Source organism: Streptomyces capillispiralis, from assembly GCF_007829875.1.
In the GTDB taxonomy this organism is placed as follows: domain Bacteria; phylum Actinomycetota; class Actinomycetes; order Streptomycetales; family Streptomycetaceae; genus Streptomyces; species Streptomyces capillispiralis.
Map to the genome: position 1 here is coordinate 1,681,777 of NZ_VIWV01000001.1, position 20,562 is coordinate 1,702,338.

18 protein-coding genes are annotated in these 20,562 nt (G+C 73.2%); 4 read left to right on the top strand and 14 right to left on the bottom strand.

Features of this window, described 5'->3' with window-relative positions; translation table 11 throughout:
• Positions 1–2: 2 nt before the first annotated feature.
• The 3 genes from FHX78_RS06830 to FHX78_RS06840 all read right to left on the bottom strand — a co-directional run bounded on the left by FHX78_RS06830 (position 3) and on the right by FHX78_RS06840 (position 4,122).
• Positions 3–323: a hypothetical protein gene (locus tag FHX78_RS06830; protein WP_145866569.1), complete on the bottom strand. Its 321-nt coding sequence runs from the start codon at positions 321–323 to the stop codon at positions 3–5.
• 222 nt (positions 324–545) lie between these two features.
• On the bottom strand, positions 546–1,790 hold the full coding sequence (locus FHX78_RS06835) for a ParB and winged helix-turn-helix domain-containing protein (protein WP_167531706.1): 1,245 nt from the start codon (positions 1,788–1,790) through the stop codon (positions 546–548).
• 1,081 nt (positions 1,791–2,871) lie between these two features.
• Positions 2,872–4,122, bottom strand: coding sequence for an MFS transporter (locus FHX78_RS06840; RefSeq protein ID WP_145866571.1), 1,251 nt, complete (start codon positions 4,120–4,122; stop codon positions 2,872–2,874).
• 87 nt (positions 4,123–4,209) lie between these two features.
• Here FHX78_RS06840 and FHX78_RS06845 point away from each other — a divergent pair, with 87 nt between their 5' ends.
• Positions 4,210–4,674: a winged helix-turn-helix transcriptional regulator gene (locus tag FHX78_RS06845; RefSeq protein ID WP_145866572.1), complete on the top strand. Its 465-nt coding sequence runs from the start codon at positions 4,210–4,212 to the stop codon at positions 4,672–4,674.
• 74 nt (positions 4,675–4,748) lie between these two features.
• Here FHX78_RS06845 and FHX78_RS06850 read toward each other — a convergent pair whose 3' ends face one another.
• The 8 genes from FHX78_RS06850 to FHX78_RS06885 form a co-directional block, all read right to left on the bottom strand.
• Positions 4,749–6,422 (bottom strand): DUF885 domain-containing protein, encoded by a 1,674-nt coding sequence (locus tag FHX78_RS06850; protein WP_145866573.1) that lies wholly within the window; start codon positions 6,420–6,422, stop codon positions 4,749–4,751.
• On the bottom strand, positions 6,419–7,339 hold the full coding sequence (locus FHX78_RS06855) for an EamA family transporter (RefSeq protein ID WP_145866574.1): 921 nt from the start codon (positions 7,337–7,339) through the stop codon (positions 6,419–6,421). The genes FHX78_RS06850 and FHX78_RS06855 overlap by 4 nt, the downstream gene beginning before the upstream one ends.
• Positions 7,336–8,583, bottom strand: coding sequence for an ATP-grasp domain-containing protein (locus FHX78_RS06860; RefSeq protein WP_229923949.1), 1,248 nt, complete (start codon positions 8,581–8,583; stop codon positions 7,336–7,338). The genes FHX78_RS06855 and FHX78_RS06860 overlap by 4 nt, the downstream gene beginning before the upstream one ends.
• A 30-nt stretch (positions 8,584–8,613) precedes the next feature.
• The gene (locus FHX78_RS06865) at positions 8,614–10,050 is read right to left on the bottom strand and encodes an ATP-grasp domain-containing protein (protein WP_229923950.1); all 1,437 of its coding nucleotides are present in this window, start codon (positions 10,048–10,050) and stop codon (positions 8,614–8,616) included.
• Positions 10,047–11,408: an ATP-grasp domain-containing protein gene (locus FHX78_RS06870; protein ID WP_229923972.1), complete on the bottom strand. Its 1,362-nt coding sequence runs from the start codon at positions 11,406–11,408 to the stop codon at positions 10,047–10,049. The genes FHX78_RS06865 and FHX78_RS06870 overlap by 4 nt, the downstream gene beginning before the upstream one ends.
• Before the next feature lie 75 nt (positions 11,409–11,483).
• Positions 11,484–12,233 (bottom strand): hypothetical protein, encoded by a 750-nt coding sequence (locus tag FHX78_RS06875; RefSeq protein WP_145866576.1) that lies wholly within the window; start codon positions 12,231–12,233, stop codon positions 11,484–11,486.
• 140 nt (positions 12,234–12,373) lie between these two features.
• On the bottom strand, positions 12,374–12,673 hold the full coding sequence (locus FHX78_RS06880) for a 2Fe-2S iron-sulfur cluster-binding protein (protein WP_145866577.1): 300 nt from the start codon (positions 12,671–12,673) through the stop codon (positions 12,374–12,376).
• On the bottom strand, positions 12,670–13,812 hold the full coding sequence (locus FHX78_RS06885) for an NAD(P)/FAD-dependent oxidoreductase (protein WP_145866578.1): 1,143 nt from the start codon (positions 13,810–13,812) through the stop codon (positions 12,670–12,672). The genes FHX78_RS06880 and FHX78_RS06885 overlap by 4 nt, the downstream gene beginning before the upstream one ends.
• 331 nt (positions 13,813–14,143) lie before the next feature.
• Here FHX78_RS06885 and FHX78_RS06890 point away from each other — a divergent pair, with 331 nt between their 5' ends.
• Together FHX78_RS06890 and FHX78_RS06895 are read left to right on the top strand one after the other, a co-directional pair.
• Positions 14,144–15,478 (top strand): aminotransferase class V-fold PLP-dependent enzyme, encoded by a 1,335-nt coding sequence (locus tag FHX78_RS06890; RefSeq protein ID WP_229923951.1) that lies wholly within the window; start codon positions 14,144–14,146, stop codon positions 15,476–15,478.
• A gap of 231 nt (positions 15,479–15,709) precedes the next feature.
• Positions 15,710–16,342: a nitroreductase family protein gene (locus FHX78_RS06895; protein ID WP_145866579.1), complete on the top strand. Its 633-nt coding sequence runs from the start codon at positions 15,710–15,712 to the stop codon at positions 16,340–16,342.
• Positions 16,343–16,365: 23 nt separating this feature from the next.
• On the opposite strand, the gene FHX78_RS06900 is transcribed toward FHX78_RS06895, so the two are convergent.
• From FHX78_RS06900 to hemE, 3 genes are all read right to left on the bottom strand, one after another.
• Complete coding sequence (locus FHX78_RS06900; RefSeq protein WP_229923952.1) at positions 16,366–17,832, bottom strand: SpoIIE family protein phosphatase; 1,467 nt, start codon at positions 17,830–17,832, stop codon at positions 16,366–16,368.
• On the bottom strand, positions 17,793–18,419 hold the full coding sequence (locus FHX78_RS37340) for a PAS domain-containing protein (protein WP_229923953.1): 627 nt from the start codon (positions 18,417–18,419) through the stop codon (positions 17,793–17,795). Before FHX78_RS37340 ends, FHX78_RS06900 begins: the two co-directional genes overlap by 40 nt.
• A 101-nt stretch (positions 18,420–18,520) precedes the next feature.
• Positions 18,521–19,615, bottom strand: a complete 1,095-nt coding sequence (hemE, locus tag FHX78_RS06905; RefSeq protein ID WP_145866580.1) for a uroporphyrinogen decarboxylase — start codon at positions 19,613–19,615, stop codon at positions 18,521–18,523.
• A gap of 186 nt (positions 19,616–19,801) precedes the next feature.
• Between hemE and FHX78_RS06910 the strand changes: the two genes are divergently transcribed.
• Complete coding sequence (locus FHX78_RS06910; RefSeq protein WP_229923954.1) at positions 19,802–20,434, top strand: DUF3000 domain-containing protein; 633 nt, start codon at positions 19,802–19,804, stop codon at positions 20,432–20,434.
• The last annotated feature ends 128 nt before the right edge of the window (positions 20,435–20,562 follow it).

Below are 20,562 nucleotides of genomic sequence, written 5' to 3' on the forward strand. Positions count from 1 at the left end.
GGTCACGCCGTGCCGTTGATCCGGTCGATCGCCTGACGTGCCTGCTCGGCCGGGGCCCTGGCCGGCAGGGACGACACCGACGCCGCGGACGTCACGGCCGGCGGCTGCTCCCCCGCCGGCTTGGCGTGCGCGGCGGGCCGCGCGGAGCGCAGGCGGTGGCCGACCGCCTCGTCCAGGGTCACCGGCCGCCGCAGCTGGGAGGCGAGCCGTCCCGCCTCCTGGCCCAGCCGGGCGATGTCCTCCCAGGGGAGGCGCACCACGAGCGACAGCTCGGCCTCCCCGTCGGGCAGCGCGTGCATCGCGGGGGTCGTTCGGTCGTTCATCGGCCATTCCTCACGTCGGCCCTGCGGCCCCTTCCCCGCGCCGCGGGCGGTCGACGAGTCATACGCACCGCCGGACGGCGGTGTTCAGCCCCGCCCCGGATTCGCCGGCGCCGCCCCACCGGGGGAGAACGGCAGGGGGCGGGCGGGGCCGGGCTTCGCGCCCCGGACATCGATGCAGTGACATGGACATGCCATCTCTGGAGGTGGGTGGCCGGACTGCGTTCAGGACAGGGAGGCGTGACGGGCGGACGGGGGTGCCACGGCGGGCGGGCGCGCTTCCCGCTGGGCCGGGCGGCAGGGCCGGGTGAGCCGGTCGGTCTGGCGCAGGGTTTCCGCCAGCCGCTCCCACTCCCTGGCGTAATGGCTGGCGATGTCGGCGACGGCCTGGACGCAGTGCGGGGGGACGGCGTCCAGCATGCGCTCCCCCACCGCCAGTTGCTGGGCCTGGCCGTTGAGCCAGCGCAGCAGGGCGCGGCCGCCGTCGGTGAAGCGGACCGAGGGATCGTTGGCGAGCGTGCGCATGGCCCGGACGTGGAAGCGGGCGTCGTAGGGGACCCAGTTCTGCGGCCCGGACACGAGGGGCAGGCGGACGTCCCGGCTCGGGATGGTGACCGAGGCGCCGGGGCGGGCCGGGGGCGGCAGCCGGGTACCGGGCCCCCGCGTCGGAGAGGACGACGCGGCGGACGGTGCCGGAGGCGTCATGTCCGGGTCGGGTACGCCTGCGGAGTGCGCCGGTTCCCCGAAGTCCCGGGAGCCTTCCGCCGCTTCGAGGGGCGGTGTCCCGTCCGTCGTCCCCGGCCGCTCCTCCCCCGTCCCGGGCGGCGCGGTCCCGGCGCCGGCCCCCTCCCCGACGGCGCTTTCCGGCCGCCGGCCGTGCGCCGACCGGCGGAGCTCCTGCCGCATCCGGTGGACCGTGCTGATGGACACGCCCGCCTGTTCGGCGACTTCACGGAGGGTGATGCCGGGTTGTTCGGAGAGCAGGGCGAGTGCCTTCTCGCGGCGCTGGGGGATGTCGACGGGGCGGGCGCGGCCGTCCCTGCCGACGCGGGCGTGCGGCTGGGCGATGCTGTCGGCCAGGGCACGACGGGCACGGGCCGCGCCCACGGTCTTCGGGGAGACACCCGCGATGGCCGCGATGGCGCGGTCGGACAGATGGGGGTGGGAGGTGAGGATGCGCGCCACGGCGGCCTTGCGGTCCTTCAGGGTCAGCGGCAGGCCGTGACGCGTATTGGCCTTGACGGACTGGAGGAACAGGTCGCCGGGTGAGCCGTCGACATAGCGCACGTCGATGTAGCGCTGTCCGCGCAGCATCGCGGCCCGCAGGCGGTGCATGCCGTCCACCACATGCCCGGCGGTCCGTGCGACAAGAATTGGCTCGAACTCCGCGGTGCTGTCCGCGAGCACCCGGACGTGGTCCTCGTTCACTCCCTCCAGACGCGGGGAGTCGGCCGGTAAGAGGGAATCCACCGGTATTCTGTGCACTTGCGGCTCCGGTTCCTCGAGCAAAGTGCCCTTCCTTTCCGTCAATCTGCGGCGTCGATCCGCTGCGCTCGCAGGTATATCCGGCATACCTGAATCGACGTGTCTGCGAGGATTGCTCGATGCTTCTCCGCTGCTGGCCGGGGTGGTGGCCGACGGCCCGGCGCCGGACCCCAGGTGCGGTTCTGGGTGACCGCCCGGGTGCCCCCGCACCGGTTTTGCCCGCATCGGAATACCGGTTCCGGGCAGGGAAGGGCGGTTGTTCAACGTGACCGAATATGTGCGACTCATCCCGTTGACCTCACAGTCCGCGCAAGCCGACCGGGGAATCCGCAAGGTCGCCGAGCGCGGACAGCCGACCGAAAACTTGCCCCACCGGTTCCGATGACGCGCCAGAAATCTTGACAGCTCAATGTAGCGCAGGGCAACAGGCCGGCACAGGGCGACCTCACAGCGGGCGGCCAATTTCCGGCGCCCGTAGACCGATAAGGGACTGTGGCACTTTCGGGCGGGCCGGTGTATGGCACCCCTTTTGCGCACGGCGCGACTTCCGTGCCCCGGAGAGGCTTACCCTCCCCGACGTTTGCCGGTGCGCCACCGCCTGCTTTTCCGTGCGCCTCCAGGATGTGGACACAAACCCGGTGCGAGGTTTTCCCTGGGATTGAACGCGCAGGTCAGAGGGATGCTCCGGGGGCTCACCCCGGACCGGTGCGCGAGGGACAACGGGAGATCACGGCACGCTTCACCGAATGCCGCTCCCTTGCGCCCCGTATGCGCCCCCGCCTCAATTATGCTTCACCTTGCGCCCCTTGATGCCATGAAATTGCACGAGGTTTCCTCGGGTTGTACGGCGGTGGTCGAACGAGGGGATTCGGAGATACCCGGCGGGGATTCTGCATTGTGCCGGATGTCCGCCGTGGCCCGCTTTTCACGGCGGCTTCCCCTGAGAAGCCGTACGCCCTGCGCGACCGTGATCGCGAGGGCGTAGGTGGACCGGTCCGGGACCGGGGCACTCCCGGGGGGAGGAGGAGCGCCCGCTCCCGGCCGGCCGCCGGGGGCGGGGTGCGGTTCAGCGCACCCCGGGGGGCGTCCCGCGCCGTGCCGTCGTGGCCGTCCGGGACGGGGCGGCCGAGGGCTCCTCCGGTGCGGGGTGGGGCACGGCGGGCGCGGTGGGACGGCGCCGGTCGGCGGCCCAGACGGCGAGGGCGCAGGCGGCGAACGCGGCGCCGAGCAGGCTGGAGGCGGTCCAGCCGTAGGCGCTGTAGAGCGCGGTGGTGGCGGCGGCGCCGAGGGCGGAGCCCAGGGAGTAGAAGACCATGTAGCTGCCGATGACGCCGCTGGTGCGGTCGGGGTGGGCGGTGGTGAGCACGTGCTGGTTGCTCACGTGCACGGCCTGCACGGCGAAGTCGAGGACGATGACGCCGATCGCGAGCAGCCACAGGGAGTCGGGGAGCCGGCCGATGGCCGCCCAGGAGGCGATCAGCAGGGCGAGCGCGAGTCCGGTGACGGGGGTGGCGCGGCCCGCGTCCGCCCAGCGTCCGGCGCGGGCGGCACCGAGGGCGCCGAAGAGCCCGGCGATGCCGAAGAGGCCGATCTGACTCTCCGTCAGCCCCCAGGGGGCGTCCGCGAGGGGCAGGGAGAAACCGCTCCACAGGGTGCCGAAGGAGGCGAAGAGGAAGAAGGCGATCACACCGCGGGTGAGGAAGGCGCGCTCGGTGAAGAGGGAGCCCAGGGAGGCCAGCGCCTGTCCGTAGCCGACGGTGGCCCGCGGGCGCTCGTCGGCGGGGAGCGCGGTCATGACCAGGGCGGCGAGCGCCAGGGAGAGGGCGGCGAGGACGGCGTAGACACTGCGCCAGCCCCACAGTTCGGCGAGGGCGCCGGTGACGACACGGGCACCGAGGATGCCGACGACGACTCCGGAGGTGACGACGCCGATGGTGCGGCCCCGCTCGCCGGGGGGCGAGACGGAGGCGGCGTAGGCGACGGTGGTCTGGACGACCACGGCGAAGACGCCCGCCGCCGCGAGGCCCGCGAACGCCATCCAGGCGGCCGGCGCGGCGGCCGTCAGCAGCATGCCCGCCGCGGTGACCGCGAGATGGACGGCGATGAGGCGTCGGCGGTCGGCGATGTCACCCAGCGGGACCAGCAGCACCAGCCCGGCCAGATAGCCGAACTGGCCGGTCGCGACGATCCATCCGGTCAGCTCGGCGGAGACGCCGAGGTCCTGCCCCATGGGCTCCAGAACGGGCTGTGCGGCGTAGATGCTCGCCACAGCAACTCCGCAGACCACCGCGAGCAGCAGCCGCCGCCATGCGTCCATCGAATCCCGATCCAATCAGTAGCAAATTGCAACTGTTTTGAGAGTACGGCATGATGGTTTCAATTCGCAACCCATCGGGAGGTTGTCATGTCGCCCAGCAGCACTGAGCGCGGCCAGGGACCCGAGTGGACCGATCCGGACTGCCCCGTCGCGCGCACGGTCGATCTGGTCGCCGACCGGTGGAGCCTTCTCGTGGTGCGGGACGCCATGGACGGGGCCCGGTCGTTCACCGAGTTCCAGCGGCGCACCGGCATCGCCCGGAACATCCTCACGGACCGGCTGCGCAAGCTGGTCGCCCACGGGATCCTCGCCCAGCGCACGGCGTCCACGGGCCGCCGGCAGGAGTACGTGCTGACCGAGGCCGGGGCGGACCTCTTCCCGGTGATCCTCACGCTGCGGCAGTGGGGCGAGCGGCACGCCTTCTCGCCCGGTGAACCGCACTCGGTCCTCGTCGACCGGCACGGGGTGCCCGTGCCGGAGGTGGTCCCGGCGGGCGCGGACGGGGCGCCGCTGGGCGTGGAGACCACCTCCGTGCGCAAGACCGGGCACTGAGGCCCCGTACGACGAACGGCTGTGGCCGGCAGGGAGGTTCCCTGTCGGCCACAGCCGTTCGTCGTACGGGGTGGTCAGCGGGTGAGTTCGGTGCGCAGGAGGTCCAGGCCCATGGGGCCGAGGGCGAGGGCGCGGGCGTGGAAGGTCTTCAGGTCGAAGGCGGCGCCCTCCCGGCGGCGGGCCGCCTCCCTGATCTCCAGCCAGGCCCGCTCGCCGAGCTTGTAGGCCAGCGCCTGGCCGGGGCGTCCGAGATAGCGGTCGATCTCGAAGTCGATGAACGACTCGGGGCCGAGGCCCAGGTGGTCGAGGAGGAAGGCGCGGGCCAGGTCCGGGGTCCAGCGTTCGCCCTCGTGGAAACCGGTGCCCCGCGGGATGCGCAGGCGCAGGTGGAGACCGATGTCCAGGACGACCCGGGCGGCCCGCAGCTGCTGGCCCTCGGTGAGCATGCCCAGACGGTGGGCGGGGTCGGTGAAGTGGCCGAGTTCGTCCATGAGGCGTTCGGCGTACAGGCCCCAGCCCTCGCAGTGGCCGAGGTGCAGCTCGCTGGACAGCCGCTGGAAGCGGTTGAGGCCGGCGGTGTTGAGGGTGGTCAGACCGAGCTGGAGGTGGTGGCCGGGGACGCCCTCGTGGAACATGACGCTGGGCACCGCCCACACCGGCCGTGGCCGGTCCCGCGCGGGCAGCGGCCACCACACGGTGCCGGGGCGGGTCAGGTCCTCGCTGGGCGCGAGGTAGTGGGCCGGGCCCTCCCCCGTGGTCGTGCGGCAGTCGATGCGGCGCAGCGCCTCGGGCACGGTGAAGTGGGTGCCGTCGACGGTGGCGATGGCCGTGTCGGCGAGGTGCTGGACGTGGTCGCGGAAGGCGTCGGCCCCGGTGACCTGGTGGCGCGGGTCCCGGTCGAGTGCGGCGAGGACGGCCGGCACGGGTTCGCCGGGGGCGATCTCGGCGGCGGCGCGCACGGTCTCGCGGCGGACGCGGGCCAGTTCCTCCCAGCCCCAGGCGTAGGTGTCGGCGAGGTCCGGGCGCATGCCGAGGAACTCGCGGACACCGAGCCGGTAGCGGTCCTCGCCCGCCGCGTCCTCGGGGTTCGCGTCCGCCGCGAGATCGCCGGTGAGGTAGTCGGCGAAGCCGGCCAGGGCGCGGCGGCCCGCGCCGGCGGCCTCCTCCAGGGCGGGGCGCAGCGGTCCGGCGCCGTGGCCCGTGGGCAGCCGGGTGAGGTAGGCGGCGAGGTCGTGGCAGTCGCGGGCGTTGCGGGTGATCTGCCGCAGGGGTGCGGTACGGCCCCGGCGGCGGGCGTGCTCCAGGCCGTCGCGCAGGCCGGCGAGGCAGGCCGGGACCGCGCCGAGGCGGGCCAGGAGGGCGTCCCAGGGGGTGTGGTCGCCCTGGTCGAGGACGGACAGGGCCTGGCGGATGCGCTGGACGGGTCCGTCGAGGGTGTCGAGGAGGGTGTCGTAGGCGCCCGCCTCGGCGAGGGCGATCTCGGTGGCGAGGCGTTCGCCGAGGACGGCCGCGCCGATGCGGTCGGCCTCGTTCTCCGGGGGTGTGGCGGTGAGGGCGGCGAGGGTGCGGCGGGCCAGGGCGGTGCGGGCCTCGGCGCCTTCGGGGCCGTAGTCGGTGAGGCGGTGTTCCTCGCCCGCGATGCCCATGGCGCCCGCCAGGCAGGGGTCGAGGGCGGCGAGTTCGCCGACGTGGCGGTCGGCGAGGGCGGCGACCGCTCCGGCGCGGGTGTCGGGGGGTGTGGTGGTCATCGGCGCGTCACCTGGGGGGTGATGGGCTCGGGCTCGGGAACGGGGCGGCTGCGGGCTTGGGCGAGGCGTTTGCCGTAGAGGCCGATGACCAGGCCGGTGACGATGAGGGCGCCCGCGAGGAGTTTCAGCGGGGGCAGCGGCTCCCCGAAGATGATCATGGAGCCGAGCACGCCGAAGACGGGCACGAGGAGGGAGAGCGGGGCGACGGTGGAGACGGGGTACTCGCGCAGCAGCCAGTTCCAGATCGCGTAGCCCAGGACGGTGTTCGGGTAGGCCTGGAAGAGCAGGGAGGCGATGGCGGTCCAGCCGAGCTGGCCGGGCAGGGCGGTGAAGCCGCTGGTGCCGTTGACGCCGAGGTCGAGGGCGAACAGCGGCAGGGGGGAGAAGAGGCTCGACCAGACCAGGAAGGACAGGGTCTGGCGGGGTGCGGCCTTCTTCAGGACGACGTTGGCCACGCTCCAGGAGGCGGCGCCGAAGAGCACGAGGGCGACGCCCGCGGCGGTGACGGTGCCGTCGGTCACGAACATGACGGCGGCCAGGCCCGACAGGGCGATGGCGATGCCCGCCCACTGGAAGCCGGACAGCGGCTCGCGGAAGACGACCGCGCCCAGCAGGATCGTCAGGAAGGCGCTGAACTGCAGCACCAGGGAGGCGATCCCGGAGGAGACGCCCGCCTCGATGCCGAGGTTGACCACGCCCCACAGGCCGACGCCGAAGACCAGGCCGTACCCGACGGTGTAGCGCCAGGGGACCTCGGGGCGGGGCAGGAAGAACACGGCGGGCAGGGCGCACAGGGCGAAGCGGATGCCGGCGAGGATCAGCGGGTCGACGCTGTCCAGGCCGATCTTGATGACGGAGAAGTTCAGTCCCCAGATGGCGGTGACGGCGACCGCCAGCAGGACGTGCTGCTTCTTCACGCGCCCACCTGCCCGGCCTCGGCGGGGACCCGGCTGCTGCGCACGGTGACGGAGGCGAACAGTCCGGTCAGGTAGTCGTGGGTGTCCTCGGGGGTGTCGCCCGCGGCGATGCCGGCGAGGACGGTCTCACCCGCCTGGTAGGTGATGTGGCCGGGCAGGGGAGCGCCCGGCGGCAGCTGGTGCCAGGTGACGGTGCGGGCGTCGGTGCGGTGGGCGTCGGCGCCGGTGAGACCTTCGTAGCGGTGGTGGGCGAGGTGGTGGCCGGGAACCACGAACCAGCCGTAGAAGCGGCCGTCGCCCGCGGGTTCCGCGGGCAGGGCGACGGGTTCGCCGAGGAGGATGCGCAGCTCCTGGGAGGGCAGGTGGACCCCGGTGGCGTGTTCGGTGGCGGCGACGACGTCGGCACCGCCGACGCGGTTGCCGACCTCCAGGAAGACGGTCTCGCCGTCGTGGACGATCGCCTCCAGGTGGAAGCTGCCGTCCTCGATGCGTACGGCGGCCAGGACGCGGGACACCCAGTCGTGGACCTCGGGGGTGTGGCGGATCTGGAAGGAGCCCATCGGGCTGCCCTGGGCGTAGGCCAGGCAGGTGTTGACGTACTGGCTGGCCGTCAGCAGCAGGACCTTGCCGCCCTGCACGAGGCCGTCGTAGTGGCGGATGGGGCCGGTGAGGAACTCCTCGGCCTGGAAGTCGTCCAGGGCGGGGGCGGCCGGGTCGTCGAGGGCGGGGACTCCGGTGGTGCGGCCGGTCAGGGCCTGTGCGGCGGCGGCCGGGGTGTCGAGGACGAGGACGCCTTCGCTGGAGGCGCCCCGGTGGGGCTTGAGGACGGTGCGGCCCTGCCAGGGGACGCGGCCGCCGGCGGCGTGGTCGAGGAAGTCGCGGGCGGGTAAGAAGCGCGGGACGCGTAACCCGGCGCGGGCGACGGCCTCCTTCATCAGGACCTTGTCGCGGGCCAGGGCGACCTGGGCGACGGGCGGTCCGGGCACGCCGAGTTCCTCGCGCAGCCCGGCCGCGTCGAGCAGTTCGTACTCGGACATGGAGATGATCCGGTCGAAGCGGCGCGGGCCTTGGGCGGCGAGCCAGGCGCGGGCCTCGGTGAGGGTGTCACGCACCCCGGGACGCTCGACTTTCTCGCAGGTCAGGCCGGGTGGAAGGGTGTCGAGGGCCTGGCGGGTGCCGAGGTAGGTCACATGGTGCCGGGTGTGGTCGATCCCCCGGTCGTAGGCAATCTTGAAGTAGGGCACGCGGTGCAGGATAAGGATGTTCACCGATTTTCACCGGGCCTTCCGGGCGGGAGCGGGAACGGCGAGCACCCGGTCCAGGGCGTGGGTCCAGGCCTCGCGCAGCGCGTGGACGACGGGGCGGATGCCGGTCCGGGGCGAGCGCAGGACGACGCAGCCCTGGGCGGCGAAGTCGGCGTTGTCGCGGGCGACGGCGTGCAGCTCGCGGCGGCCGGGTGCCAGCCAGGAGAACTCCGTGACGGTGAGTTCGCCCTCGCCGAGTCCGAGGTGTGCGGCGGTGGCGGCGACGGCGTCGGCGAAGGGGTCGGCGCCGGGGGGTACGTCGGCGGGGCTGAAGGACACGTCGTGGGAGACGCCCAGCATCACGGTGGCCGCCTCGCAGCCGGGGGTGAGCCGGTCGGGCAGGGCGGTGCCGCCGAAGGCGGTGTCGACCCACAGGTGGTGCAGGTCGATGCCGTAGACCCAGCGGGCCAGGGCCCAGATCCGCATGCCGGCGGGGCGGCGGTTGGGTTCCACGACGGCCGCCTCACGGCCGTCGTCGCTGAGCTTGATCTCGTTGTGGAAGGGGCCGTGGCACTGGCCGACCAGCAGGTTGGCCAGGCGTCCGGCGCGCTTCAGGGTGGCTTCCTCGTGGGGTGCGAGCGCGGCGGGAAGGACCTGGGCGATCTCCACGGGGTAGCGGCCGGTGGCGCTGACCTTCTCGGTGAGGAACTCCAGGTCCCCGAGACCGTCGAAGGAGAACTCGCGGGCGTGCGGGATGAGTTCCTCACAGATCACACCGCCGTCCAGATAGGGCAGCACCTCGGCGAACGCGGCGGTCAGGTCGTCGCCGGGGCGGACCGCGACCACGCCCCGGTTGTTGCCCTCGGCGGACGGTTTGACGACGAATCCCGCCGGGTGCTCCGCGGCGAACCGCCGCAGCTGGTCCAGGGAGGCGATCCGGGTGAAGGCGGGCGTCATCACGCCCTGCGCGCGCAGCAGTTCGGAGGCGAGGGACTCGGCGAGGCGGTAGTGGTACTTGGAGAAGGCGCCCTCGGCGAGGTGCGGCGCGTCGACCGGCACCCCGAGGCGGTGCAGGAGGTCCGCGCCGCTGTGCACGGCGTTGTCGGAGAAGACGATGCCCGCCCGGATGCGGTCGCGGCGGGCGGTGAGCAGCTTCTCCCCCATCACCGCGAAGTCGGGCCGCAGCGGGTCCAGGTCGATCACCTCGTCGGCGACGGCCCGGTCCGTGTCCCCCGGCTCCGCCCGGATCAGCACGACACGCGCGCCGTGCCGCGCGCGGGCGCGCTCGGCCAGGTGCCTGACCTCGTCGATACGGCTCAGGTTGTAGTCGACGATCAGGAAGAGGGGGGCGGCGCCGGCGGGGGCGGCCCTGTCGTCCGGGGTGGGGCCGGGATTCTCGTACGGGGTGGCGTACGGCGTCGGCGTGAAGGTGTCGTACGAGGGGGGCGTGGGGGTGAGGTGACTCATCGCTGCTCCGTCCCGGGCGCGGGCTCGTAGGCGGTCTCGATCGCGTGCGCGGAGGCGGGCACCAGACGGGCCAGGACGTCGTCCCGGTCCGCCAGGTCCATCCGCCACAGCACCTGGCCGAGGAACACCTCGCGGGCGGAGTGCGCGACCACGTCGCCCGCGTGCAGGAAGATCTGGGTGAGGACCGGCGCCAGCGGGAGCCGGTCGTTCGGGGCCACGTGCCGCAGCGTGCCGGGGTCGGCGAAGAAGACCCGGAAGTACGTGGCGTTCGGGCTCGGCGGGGTGCCGTCGGCCGTGTACGACAGCCCGGCGAGGAAGCGGGTGAAGTGGGCCGGGCGGCGGGCGGCGAGCAGCAGGTCGAGCCAGAGGGCGAGCAGGCCCGTGCCGCCGGTGAGTTCGGCGACGCTCGGGGAGATCAGGCTGCCGCCGACGCGGGGGTTGACCTCGATGAGGTCCCAGCCGTGCTCGGGGGTGTGGCGGGCCTCGATGTGGAAGCAGCCCCAGTCGAGGCCGAGGAGGTCGAAGACGCGCCGCACCCAGGTGAGGCCGTCGGCGATCTGCCCGGTGGTGAGGCCGACCGGGGGGCTGACGCAGGCGTTCTCCAGGACGGCGCCCGCGGTCTCGGTGACCTCGCACTTCTCGTGGACGGCGACGACATGGGGGACGCCGTCGACGGCCAGGACCTCGAAGCTGCACTCCCGGCCGGGAACGTAGTCCTCCACGAGGAACCGGACGTCCGGGGTGCCGTGCTCCGCGCTGGTGAGGGCGCTGGCGTAGACCGTGTCGGCGCGGGCCTCGGCGGCGAGTGCCTCGAGGTCGGTCCAGGTGGTGTCGGGGGTGAGCGGGAAGGTGCCGAAGGAGGCGATGCCGCTCACGGGTTTGACGAAGTAGCGGCCGTCGCCCCGCTGGTGTGCGGCGAGGGTGTCGGGGGTGAGGGCGCGGGCGCGGGCGTTGCTGAGGCCGGCGTCGGCGAGACGGTTGCGCAGGGTGAGCTTGTCGCGCAGGGCGAGGGCCTGCTTCTCGTCCAGGTCGGGCACGCCGAGGCGGGCGTTGGCCAGCGCCATCAGGGGGCGGTAGCCCTCCCAGACGGTGAGGCAGCAGGCGACGTCGCGGCCGGTGCGGTGCAGATGGTCGAGGTAGGACTCGACGTCGTCGGGGGTCAGGACGTGCGCGGCGGTGACGCGGACGTCGTCGGCGAGGTCCGCCAGTTGCCCGGGCCGCGCGGCCCGGTGCTCTTCCTCGGGCAGTGAGCTGAGTACGTAGATCTCCAGACCGCGCGCGGTGACGGCGGAGGCGAGGTCTTCCATGAAGGAGAACCCCACATGGCTCAACAGCAGCACTCCCCTGGCGTTTTCCATGCTCAAAGTCCGGCCTCCTCACCGGGCGGGCGCGGGGCGCGGCCGGGTGCCGCGCCCCGCGCAGTCGGTCGGGGGTCAGGCGGGCTGGTCGGCCTTGGCGAGGGTGTCGAGGTACAGCTCCTCGAAGTACATCGCGAGGATCTGCTGGTGTTCGCGCAGGTAGCGCTTGAACGCCTCGATGTCGTCGTCGCTGCGCAGCAGGTGCCGCACGGCCGCCCAGACCTCGCCGGGGTGGTCGTCGTTGATGTCGGTGTGGGAGTGGTTGATCTGGCCGCCGATGTTGCTCTCGCCGACGGAGTCCTTCAGCGCCTGGAGCTTCTTCGGCTCCAGCTTCACGTTGACGTACTCGACCAGGTACGAGTACGCGACGACGCCGAGGGGGCCCTCGTGGTCGAGGAGGAAGGAGAAGTAGCCGGCGAGCAGCTTGGTCGACAGGTACGGCTCGGTGGCGAGGAACTGCTCACGGGTGACGCCGACCTTCTCCAGGTCGGTGATGAACAGCTCGTCGTGGAGCATCTCCTCCTGCTCGTAGTTGGCCCACACCTGGGCCGACTCCGGGCTGCGCTTGGCGATCTCCACCAGGGCCTTGGCCTCGGCGACGCGCAGGAGACGGATGCGCCAGGCCGTCTCGATCAGGTTCCGCTTGTAGTACGCGGAGTCGACCTTCCTGCCTTCGAGGTGAGCCGCCTCGGGCACGTTGGCGTACCACTCCAGGACCTGCTGGTCGAGCTGCTCGTCGATCTCGGCGCGCAGCTTGGCGGAGGCGGACGCGGTGAGGAACGGGGTGCGGTCCCCGTATCCGGCGTTGGTGACGCGGTTGCGCATGATGGGGGTTGCCTCTCTCGTTGGGATGCCCGCGGCCGGGTGCGGCGCGGGAGTCTTCGGGGCGGGACGCCGTGGGGCGCGGGCGTCCCGGAGGGGCGGCGTCCGGCTCCGCGTGGCGGGGTGTGCCGGGAGCCGGGCCGTCAGATCTGGTCGACGACGCGTACGGTCACGTCGCCGCGGAGCCGGCACTGGCAGGCGAGGCGGTGGGCGCCGCCGCTCAGGCCGAGGTCGTCGAGGAAGTCGAGTTCGTCGTCGTCGGGCTCGCCGAGGGCCGGGCCGCCCTGGAGGACCTCCACGACACAGGCGCCGCAGGACCCGGAGCGGCAGCCGAAGGGGATGAGCCGCTGGTCGGTCTCGTACTCGACCTCGGTGAGGGGGGAGGCGTCGGGCAGCAGGACCACACGATCCGCCGGGAGGATGGTCAGTTGGCGAAGGGTCATGCCGACGGCTCCGGGGTGGGGGCGGCGGGCCCGTGGGGTGCGACGGGCTCGGCCGGGGGCGTGGGTTCGCGGTCGGTGGAGTGTTCCGGGGCGAGGCGGGCGCCCGGCCGCAGGGCGACGGCGGCGTGGTTGGCGGCGGTGGCCGCCTCGCCGAAGCCGACGGAGATCAGCGGGACCCGGCCCTCGTAGGTGCAGATGTCCCCGGCGGCGTAGACGCCGGGCAGGCTGGTCCGCATCGCCCGGTCGACGGCGATGAGCCGGTCCTCGGTGGCCAGGCCCCAGCCGGCGAGCGGGCCGAGGCTGGTGGCGAAGCCCAGCGCGGCGACCACCGCCTGGGCGGGCAGCACGGTGACCTGCCCGTCGCGGTCCTCGACGGTGACCTGCTGGACGCGGTCCGTGCCGTGGAGTCGCGTCACCTGGGTGTCCGTCAGCACCCGCACACCGGAGGCGTACATCTGCTTGACGCTGTACTCGTGGGCGCGGAAGGCCCGTCTGCGGTGGACCACCGTGACCGACGCGGCGAGCGGCGCGAGGGCCAGCGCCCAGTCGACGGCGCTGTCCCCGCCGCCGACGACCACCACGTCCCGGCCGCGGTGCTCCTCCAGGCGCGGCACGTGGTACGCCACCCCGCGCCCCTCGAAGGGCCGCAGCGCGGGGAGGGAGCGGGGGGTGGGCCGGCCGAGACCGGCGGTGACGAGTACGGCACCGGCCCGTATCCGGGCGGCGCGCGAGGACCGGCCGGCACGGGGTGCGCCGCGTCCGTCGTCGTCCAGTCCGACGAGCCAGCCGCCCCGGTCGCCGGGCGTCAGGGTGGTGGCGGTACGGCCCAGCAGCCACACGGGGTCGAACGCGGCGGCCTGGGCGACGAGTTCGCCGACCAGCTCGCGGCCCCGGACCGCGGCCCGGCCCGCCACGTCGTAGATCCGCTTCTCCGGGTAGAGCGCCGCGATCTGCCCGCCGGGTTCGGCCAGCGCGTCCACCAGCACGGTCGACAGGCCGCGGAACCCCGCGCAGGAGGCGGCGTAGAGACCGGCGGGCCCCGCGCCCACGACGGCCAGGTCCGCGACGATCTCCGGGTCGGCCTCCGTGCCGGGGCCGCGGGCGGAGGTACCCGGGCCCGGCACCGCGGTCGCATCCATGGGCGCTCCCACTTGATTCATCCAGAACTCCAGGAACTCTCTTTTGGTCCACGACATACGGATTCTTGGGGCGGCGAATTCATGATTCAGCGGACCGGACACACCGTCAAGAAAGAGAAGAAGGGAAACGGAAAAGGACGGCTCGAACGACAAACGCGCAGGTCAAGCGCCCACTAGCGGAGGCATGGGAACTCGGGAAGCGTTTTTCGACCGAGGAAAATCCACAGTCGAAAAACGGGAAACCGCACGGGCGGCCGTTCCCTTGACAGCCCCGATTGCCCTCCACATAGTGAACGACGGCTTATCGCACCCCGTTTATCGGAGGAGAACCGTGCCCCTTTCACGACGCGCCATTCTCGCCGGGTCCGGCGTCGCCGCATCCTCTCTCGCGCTCGGCGCCCCCCAGGCCTCGGCCGCCCCCGTGAGCGACGCCGCGGCCCGGCCCTTCGACCCGCACGACTGGAGGTCCGTACGCGCCCAGTTCCTGCTGGACCCCAGTTACGCGCATCTGTCGAACTTCTTCTTCGCGTCGATGCCGGCCCCGGTGCGCGAGGCCCTCGCCCGCTACCGCCGCGGCTTCGACGAGAACCCGTACAACTTCCTCGACGACAACATGTTCGGCCGCGAGGAGGACATGATCTGGCGGGACGTGTGCGCGGCGGCGGCCGAGTACGTGGGCGGCCGCCCCGAGGAGATCGCCCTGACCAGCAGTACGACCATGGGGCTGGCGCTCATCTACAACGGCCTGACCCTGCGGCCGGGCCAGGAGATCCTCACCACCACCCACGAGTTCTATCCGCACCACGAGTCGATCCGGCTCGCGGCGCTGCGGTCGGGCGGCAGCACCCGGAAGATCCCGCTGTACGAGTCGTCGTTCCGCTACCGCCCCGAGGAGGCCGTGGCCCGCATCCGTGCCGCGATCCGCCCACACACCCGGGTCCTCGGTGTCACCTGGGTGCACTCCGGAACGGGGGTGCGGCTGCCGATCCGGCAGATCGCCGACGTCGTGCGGGACGTCAACCGGCAGCGGGACGACGCCGACCGGCTGCTGCTCGTCGTCGACGGGGTCCACGGCTTCGGTGCCGTCGACGAGGAGGTCGCCGCGATGGGCTGCGACTTCTTCGCCGCCGGCACCCACAAGTGGATCCTCGGCCCGCACGGCACCGGCCTGGTGTGGGCCAAGCCCGAGAACTGGGCACTGCTCACGCCCACCATTCCGAGCATCATGACCAAGGAGCCACAGGACGCCTGGCGCCAGAACCGCCCGCCGAACGGCCCCACGCAGGCCTCCTGGATCAGCCCCGGCGGCTTCTTCGCCTACGAGCACCAGTGGGCCGTGATCGAGGCGTTCCGGTTCATCCAGCGGATCGGCCGCCGCCGTATCCACGACCGCATCGCGGAGCTGAACGGCGCGCTCAAGCAGGGCCTGGCCCGGATGCCGCACGTCACCCTGCACACGCCGGTCCGCTCGGAGCACTCGGCCGGCTTCGTCTGCTTCGACGTGCAGGGCCACACGCCCAAGGAGGTCGTCCGCATCCTGCGCGAGCGCCGGGTCGTCGCCAGCGGCACCCCGTACGCCGTCAGCCACGCGCGCCTGTCCGCCGGCATCGTCAACTTCCCCCACGAGATCGAGAAGACGCTCGCCATCATCAACGGCCTGAAGTAGCCCGCCCGGACACCCGGAACACACGGACACCCGGAACACCCGGGCACCCGGAACGCCCCGAACGCCCTGAAGCAGCCCGCCCCCGAAGCCCCGTCCCGCCGGGCTCCCGGCTCCCCCCTGCGCCCCGCCGGCACCCGCGACGGGGCGCATCCTCACGCCCCTCCCCCTCCGTACGCCCCCTGCGCGCACACCTCACCCACCCAGCGGCCACTTCCCCAGGGAGACCCCTCCATGGACGTCATCACCGCGATGCTCACCCGCCGCAGCACCCACCACCTCACCCGGCCCGCGCCTCCGGACGACGAGTTCGCCTATCTCCTCAAGATCGCCGCGACCGCCCCCGACCACGGCCGGCTCCACCCCTGGCGCTGGATCCTGCTCCGCGACGACCAGGCCGCCCAGCTCACCCACCTCGCCCGCCGCCTGAAGCGCGCCACCTCCCCCACGACCGCCACCCCGGCCGCCGCGTCCCCGCCCGCCCCCCTCGTGGCGACCCTGGTCTTCACCCCCACCCCGCACCACAAGGTGCCCACCTGGGAACAGCTCGCCGCCACCAGCGCCATGACCAACAACCTCCAGCTGCTGCTGCACACCCGTGGCTTCGCCAGCATCTGGCGCACCGGCACCACCCTCCAGCACCCCCGGATCCGGCGTTTCCACGGCCTCGCCGCGTCCGAGCACCTGCTCGGCTGGCTGCACATCGGCACCGCGACCACCGCCCCGCAGCCGCGCCGCACGCTCGCCGACACGGCCACCAAGATCAGCACCCACAGTGCCGCCGACGCCTCGGAGGACCTCCCGGACGCGGCCGAGGCGGCGTCGGCCCCGCCCCTCGTCGACGCCCTCTTCCCGGCACGCCCCTGACGGACCGCACCCCCGGCCGCGGCTCAGTGCGGGCCGGTACCGGACCCGGGGCCGCCGACGTCCTCGGGGACCCGCACGGCGACCAGGGCCACGTCGTCGTCACCGACGGTGGTCAGCAGGTTGTCGAGCAGCCGGTCGCAGAAGTCCTCCAGGGGGAGCCGGACGGCACCCGACGCCTCACGGCGCAGCCGTTCCAGACCCACGGTCAGGTCCTCCCCGCGGCGCTCGACGAGTCCGTCGGTGTAGAGCAGCAGGGTCGAACCGGCCGGCAGCGGTTCGGTGGCGCTGCCGTACTCGGGCTCGGGGACGAGGCCCAGCAGGGGCGAGCGGGCGTCGTACAGGAAGCGCGCCGTGCCGTCCGTCCCGACCAGCAGGGGCGGCGGGTGGCCGGCGACGGAGTAGGTGAGCTGGAAGCGGCCGGGCCCCGGGCGTTCGACCCGGCCCAGGACGCAGGTGACGGTGCACTCCAGGTAGAGGGTCTGCACGGCGACGTCGAGGCGGCGCAGGATGGTGCCGGTGGGTTCCTGGCGGTCCAGGGTCAGCCCGCGGAGCATGTTGCGCAGCTGGCTCATGGTGACGGCGGCGGGCAGGTCGTGGCCGGAGACGTCGCCGATGGTGAGGGCGAGGGCCCCGTCGCGCAGCTCGAAGGCGTCGTACCAGTCGCCGCCCACCTCGGCGGCCGCGCTGCTGGGGCGGTAGCGCACGGCGATGCCGAGGTCGGGCACGCGCGGCGGTTCGGTGAGCAGGCTGCGCTGGAGGGCCAGTGCCACTTGCCGGGTGCGCTGGTACTCCAGGGCGTTGCGCAGCGGGGTGTGCGACCTCTGCAGCACCATCCGCAGCAGGCTGATGTCGGCCGGGCCCAGCGGGGTGCGGTCGCCGCAGACGGAGGCGGTGACGAGGGCGGCGGTGGTGCCGTCCACGACGACGGGGAACAGTACGACGCTGTTGGCGCCCTCGGCCAGCCAGGGGGCGCTGCCGGGCGGGGCGAGGTCGGGCGGCGGTGAGCCGGGCGGGAAGACGGCGTGGACCGGGCGGCGCCCGTCGGCGGCGCGGGCGAGCGGGCTGCCGGACTCCAGGTGCTCCTCGTGGTGCACGGGCAGGTCGGGCAGCCCGTCGCGGTGGGCGGCGGCGACCCGGTCGGCGGTGAGCGCGGTGCCGGGCAGGCGGTGCAGGGCCTGCGGCAGCAGGTAGATCGTGCAGTTGTCGGCGATCTCGGGGACGATCACCTCCGCGAGGGCGGCCAGCATCTCGTCCAGGCGCACGATGTCGGCCGTCGCGGCGCTCGCGCGGGCCAGCAGCTCCTCCTGGCGGGCCTCCTGCCACTCCTGCTCGATGTCGGTGCAGGTGCCCACCCATTCGATCACCGTGTCCCCGTCGCGGACGGGCGCGGCCTCGACGGCGAAGTGCCGGTACTCGCCGGAGGCCGTGCGCAGCCGGTAGGTGTCGTAGGTCAGGTGCGGGGTGCCTGCTCGGCCAGGGCCCGCTGCCACGCCTCGGCGGCCCCGGCACGGTCGTCCGGGTGGATGGCGTCGAGGTATCCGTCGCCGCGGAACTCCTCCCAGCTCTGCCCGGTCACGCGCTGCCAGCCGGGGCTCGGCTCGGTGACCCCGCCCTTGGGGCCGGTCACCCACACCACCTGCGACCCGGCGCTGACCAGGCTGCGGTAGCGCAGCAGGGCGCGGCGGCGCTCCTCGGACAGCACTCGGATGCGCTGCGCGCCGGTCACCTGCTCGGTGACCTCCACGATCACGCCCAGCACTCCCTGCCGGCCGTCGCTCGTCGTGGCACGCGAGAAGCTGAACGAGAAGTACCGCGTGCCCCCGCCAGGGGAGTCGGCGAAGTCCAGGTCGATGGGTGCCCCGGTGAGCACCTCCGCCCTGCCCGTGGTGTAGACCCGGTCCAGGATGTCGAGGTAGCCGGCCTGCACGAGGTCGGGAAAGGCCTCGCGCACGGTCCGGCCGAGCGGCCGGTCGCCGAACGTCTTGCGGTAGACCTCGTTGGTGTAGGCGAGCCGGTGCTCCGGTCCCTCGGTGAGGATGACACCGATCGGAGCAGGGTCGAACATCTCCAGCCTCATGCGGCCTCCACCTGCCCGTGCACGGGAGTGACCTCATGGTCAGCGTATGCCCGGCGCCCGGCGTCCGCGCCCCGGCTCCTCCCCGCCGGGCCCCGCCCCGGTCAGCGCGCGGTCTGCGTGTGGACGTACTCCACGAGACGGGTCAGGGCGTCCGGGTCGGTGGACGGCATGACGCCGTGGCCGAGGTTGAAGACGTGGCCCTCCAGGCCGGCCGCCGAGTCCAGGACCTCCCGCGCCTTCGTCTCGACGGCCTCGTGGCCGGCGAACAGCACGGTCGGGTCCAGGTTGCCCTGGAGCGCCTTGCCGGGGCCGACGCGGCGGGCGGCCTCGTCCAGCGGGACGCGCCAGTCGACGCCCACGACGTCCGCGCCGGCCTCGCCCATCGGGCCCAGGAGTTCACCGGTGCCGACGCCGAAGTGGATGCGCGGGACGCCGTGGTCCGCCACCGCGCGGAACACCTTCGCCGAGGCGGGCAGCACCGAGCGCCGGTAGTCGGCCGGGGCGAGCGCGCCGGCCCAGGAGTCGAAGAGCTGGACCGCCGAGGCGCCGGCCGCGATCTGCACCTTCAGGAAGGCGGCCGTGATCTCGGCGAGGCGGTCGAGCAGGTCGGCCCAGAGCCCGGGGTCGCCGTACATCATCGCCTTGGCGTTCTCGTACGTGCGGGACGGGCCGCCCTCGACGAGGTAGCTGGCGAGGGTGAACGGGGCGCCCGCGAAGCCGATCAGCGGGGTGGGGCCGAGTTCCCGGGTGAGCATCCCGATGGCCTCGGTGACGTAGGGGACGTCCTCGGGGGTCAGGTCGCGCAGCCGGTCGAGGTCGGCGCGGGTGCGGACCGGCCGCTCGACGACCGGGCCGACGCCGGGCTTGATGTCGAGGTCGACGCCGATCGCCTTGAGCGGGACGACGATGTCGCTGAAGAAGATCGCCGCGTCCACGTGGTGACGGCGCACCGGCTGGAGCGTGATCTCGGTGACCAGGTCGGGGCGCATGCAGGAGTCGAGCATCCCGATGCCCTCGCGCACCTTGCGGTACTCCGGCAGCGAGCGCCCGGCCTGCCGCATGAACCACACCGGGGTGTGCGGCACGGGTTCGCGCCGGCACGCCTTGAGGAAGGCCGAATCCCTGACCGCGTCGTCCTTGACGGGGTGGGAGGTCGCTGTCGGGGTGTGGCCCGTCGGGCTCGCGTTGGCACTCACGTCGGCAAGTCTCGCACGACCCGTGCGCGCCCAGGGACCTCAGGGCACCCGTGCGCACGGGGCCCGGTGCGGGATCCGGACACCGCGGGCCGGGGCGGGTGTCCCTCCCTGCGCCCGCGGCCCGTTCCGCTTAATCTTCCCCGCATGGCTGCGGCTCAGGGACGACTGACGGACGGCGCTGGCGATATGGACGAACCGAAGGGGAACGAGGGGGAAGCGGGGCACGGGGGCGCGCCTCCGCCGCCCTTCCGGGCCGCTGTCGAGGCGCTGCGCGGCGCGCGGCTGCGCCCGCAGATCGAGGTGGATCCGGCCCCCGCGCCGAAGCGGCTCGCGCCGTACGCGTACGCGATGGAGGCGGCGGTCGTCGACGGCGAGGAGGACCTGGCCGACGGCCGGCTGGTGCTGCTGTACGACCCGGCCGGGCACGAGGGCTGGCAGGGTGCCTTCCGGCTGGTGACGCTGGTGCGCGCGGAGCTGGAGCCGGAGATGGCGGCGGATCCGCTGCTGCCGGACGTGTGCTGGTCCTGGCTGACCGGCGCGCTCTCGGCGCGCGGCCTGACGTACGGGGAGCCGAGCGGCACGGTGACCCGGGCGAGCTCCCACTACTTCGGCGGGCTGTCCGCCCGGCCCCCGGCCTCGCAGATCGAGATCCGTGCCTCGTGGACGCCCCGGGAGGGCCTGGGCGGGGTTCCGGACACGGCCGCGCATCTGCTCGCCTGGTCCGATCTGCTGGCGCAGGTCGCGGGGCTGCCGCCGGCCGCTCCCGGGGACGCGTCGGTGGTGACGCTGCCGCAGCGCAGGGGACCGCAGTCGCGCTGAGCCCTTCCGCTCGGGACGCCCGGCAGGCACCGGTATCGATCTCTTTGTCGATACGGCCACTTTCGTAAGGGTTGCGACGCAGACCGAAACCGTTCGGTCTTCGAATGATCGATCGCGCGTCCGAATTG

What these genes read in the sequence shown, in the direction of transcription:
- FHX78_RS06865 (WP_229923950.1), bottom strand. Translation starts at nt 10,050, where the DNA reads ATGAGTCACCTCACCCCCACGCCCCCCTCGTACGACACCTTCACGCCG.
- FHX78_RS06885 (WP_145866578.1), bottom strand. Translation starts at nt 13,812, where the DNA reads ATGGATGCGACCGCGGTGCCGGGCCCGGGTACCTCCGCCCGCGGCCCC.
- FHX78_RS06895 (WP_145866579.1), top strand. Translation starts at nt 15,710, where the DNA reads ATGGACGTCATCACCGCGATGCTCACCCGCCGCAGCACCCACCACCTC.
- FHX78_RS06875 (WP_145866576.1), bottom strand. Translation starts at nt 12,233, where the DNA reads ATGCGCAACCGCGTCACCAACGCCGGATACGGGGACCGCACCCCGTTC.
- FHX78_RS06870 (WP_229923972.1), bottom strand. Translation starts at nt 11,408, where the DNA reads ATGGAAAACGCCAGGGGAGTGCTGCTGTTGAGCCATGTGGGGTTCTCC.
- FHX78_RS06830 (WP_145866569.1), bottom strand. Translation starts at nt 323, where the DNA reads ATGAACGACCGAACGACCCCCGCGATGCACGCGCTGCCCGACGGGGAG.
- FHX78_RS06850 (WP_145866573.1), bottom strand. Translation starts at nt 6,422, where the DNA reads ATGACCACCACACCCCCCGACACCCGCGCCGGAGCGGTCGCCGCCCTC.
- FHX78_RS06845 (WP_145866572.1), top strand. Translation starts at nt 4,210, where the DNA reads ATGTCGCCCAGCAGCACTGAGCGCGGCCAGGGACCCGAGTGGACCGAT.
- FHX78_RS06910 (WP_229923954.1), top strand. Translation starts at nt 19,802, where the DNA reads ATGGACGAACCGAAGGGGAACGAGGGGGAAGCGGGGCACGGGGGCGCG.
- FHX78_RS06840 (WP_145866571.1), bottom strand. Translation starts at nt 4,122, where the DNA reads ATGGACGCATGGCGGCGGCTGCTGCTCGCGGTGGTCTGCGGAGTTGCT.
- FHX78_RS37340 (WP_229923953.1), bottom strand. Translation starts at nt 18,419, where the DNA reads ATGAGGCTGGAGATGTTCGACCCTGCTCCGATCGGTGTCATCCTCACC.
- FHX78_RS06880 (WP_145866577.1), bottom strand. Translation starts at nt 12,673, where the DNA reads ATGACCCTTCGCCAACTGACCATCCTCCCGGCGGATCGTGTGGTCCTG.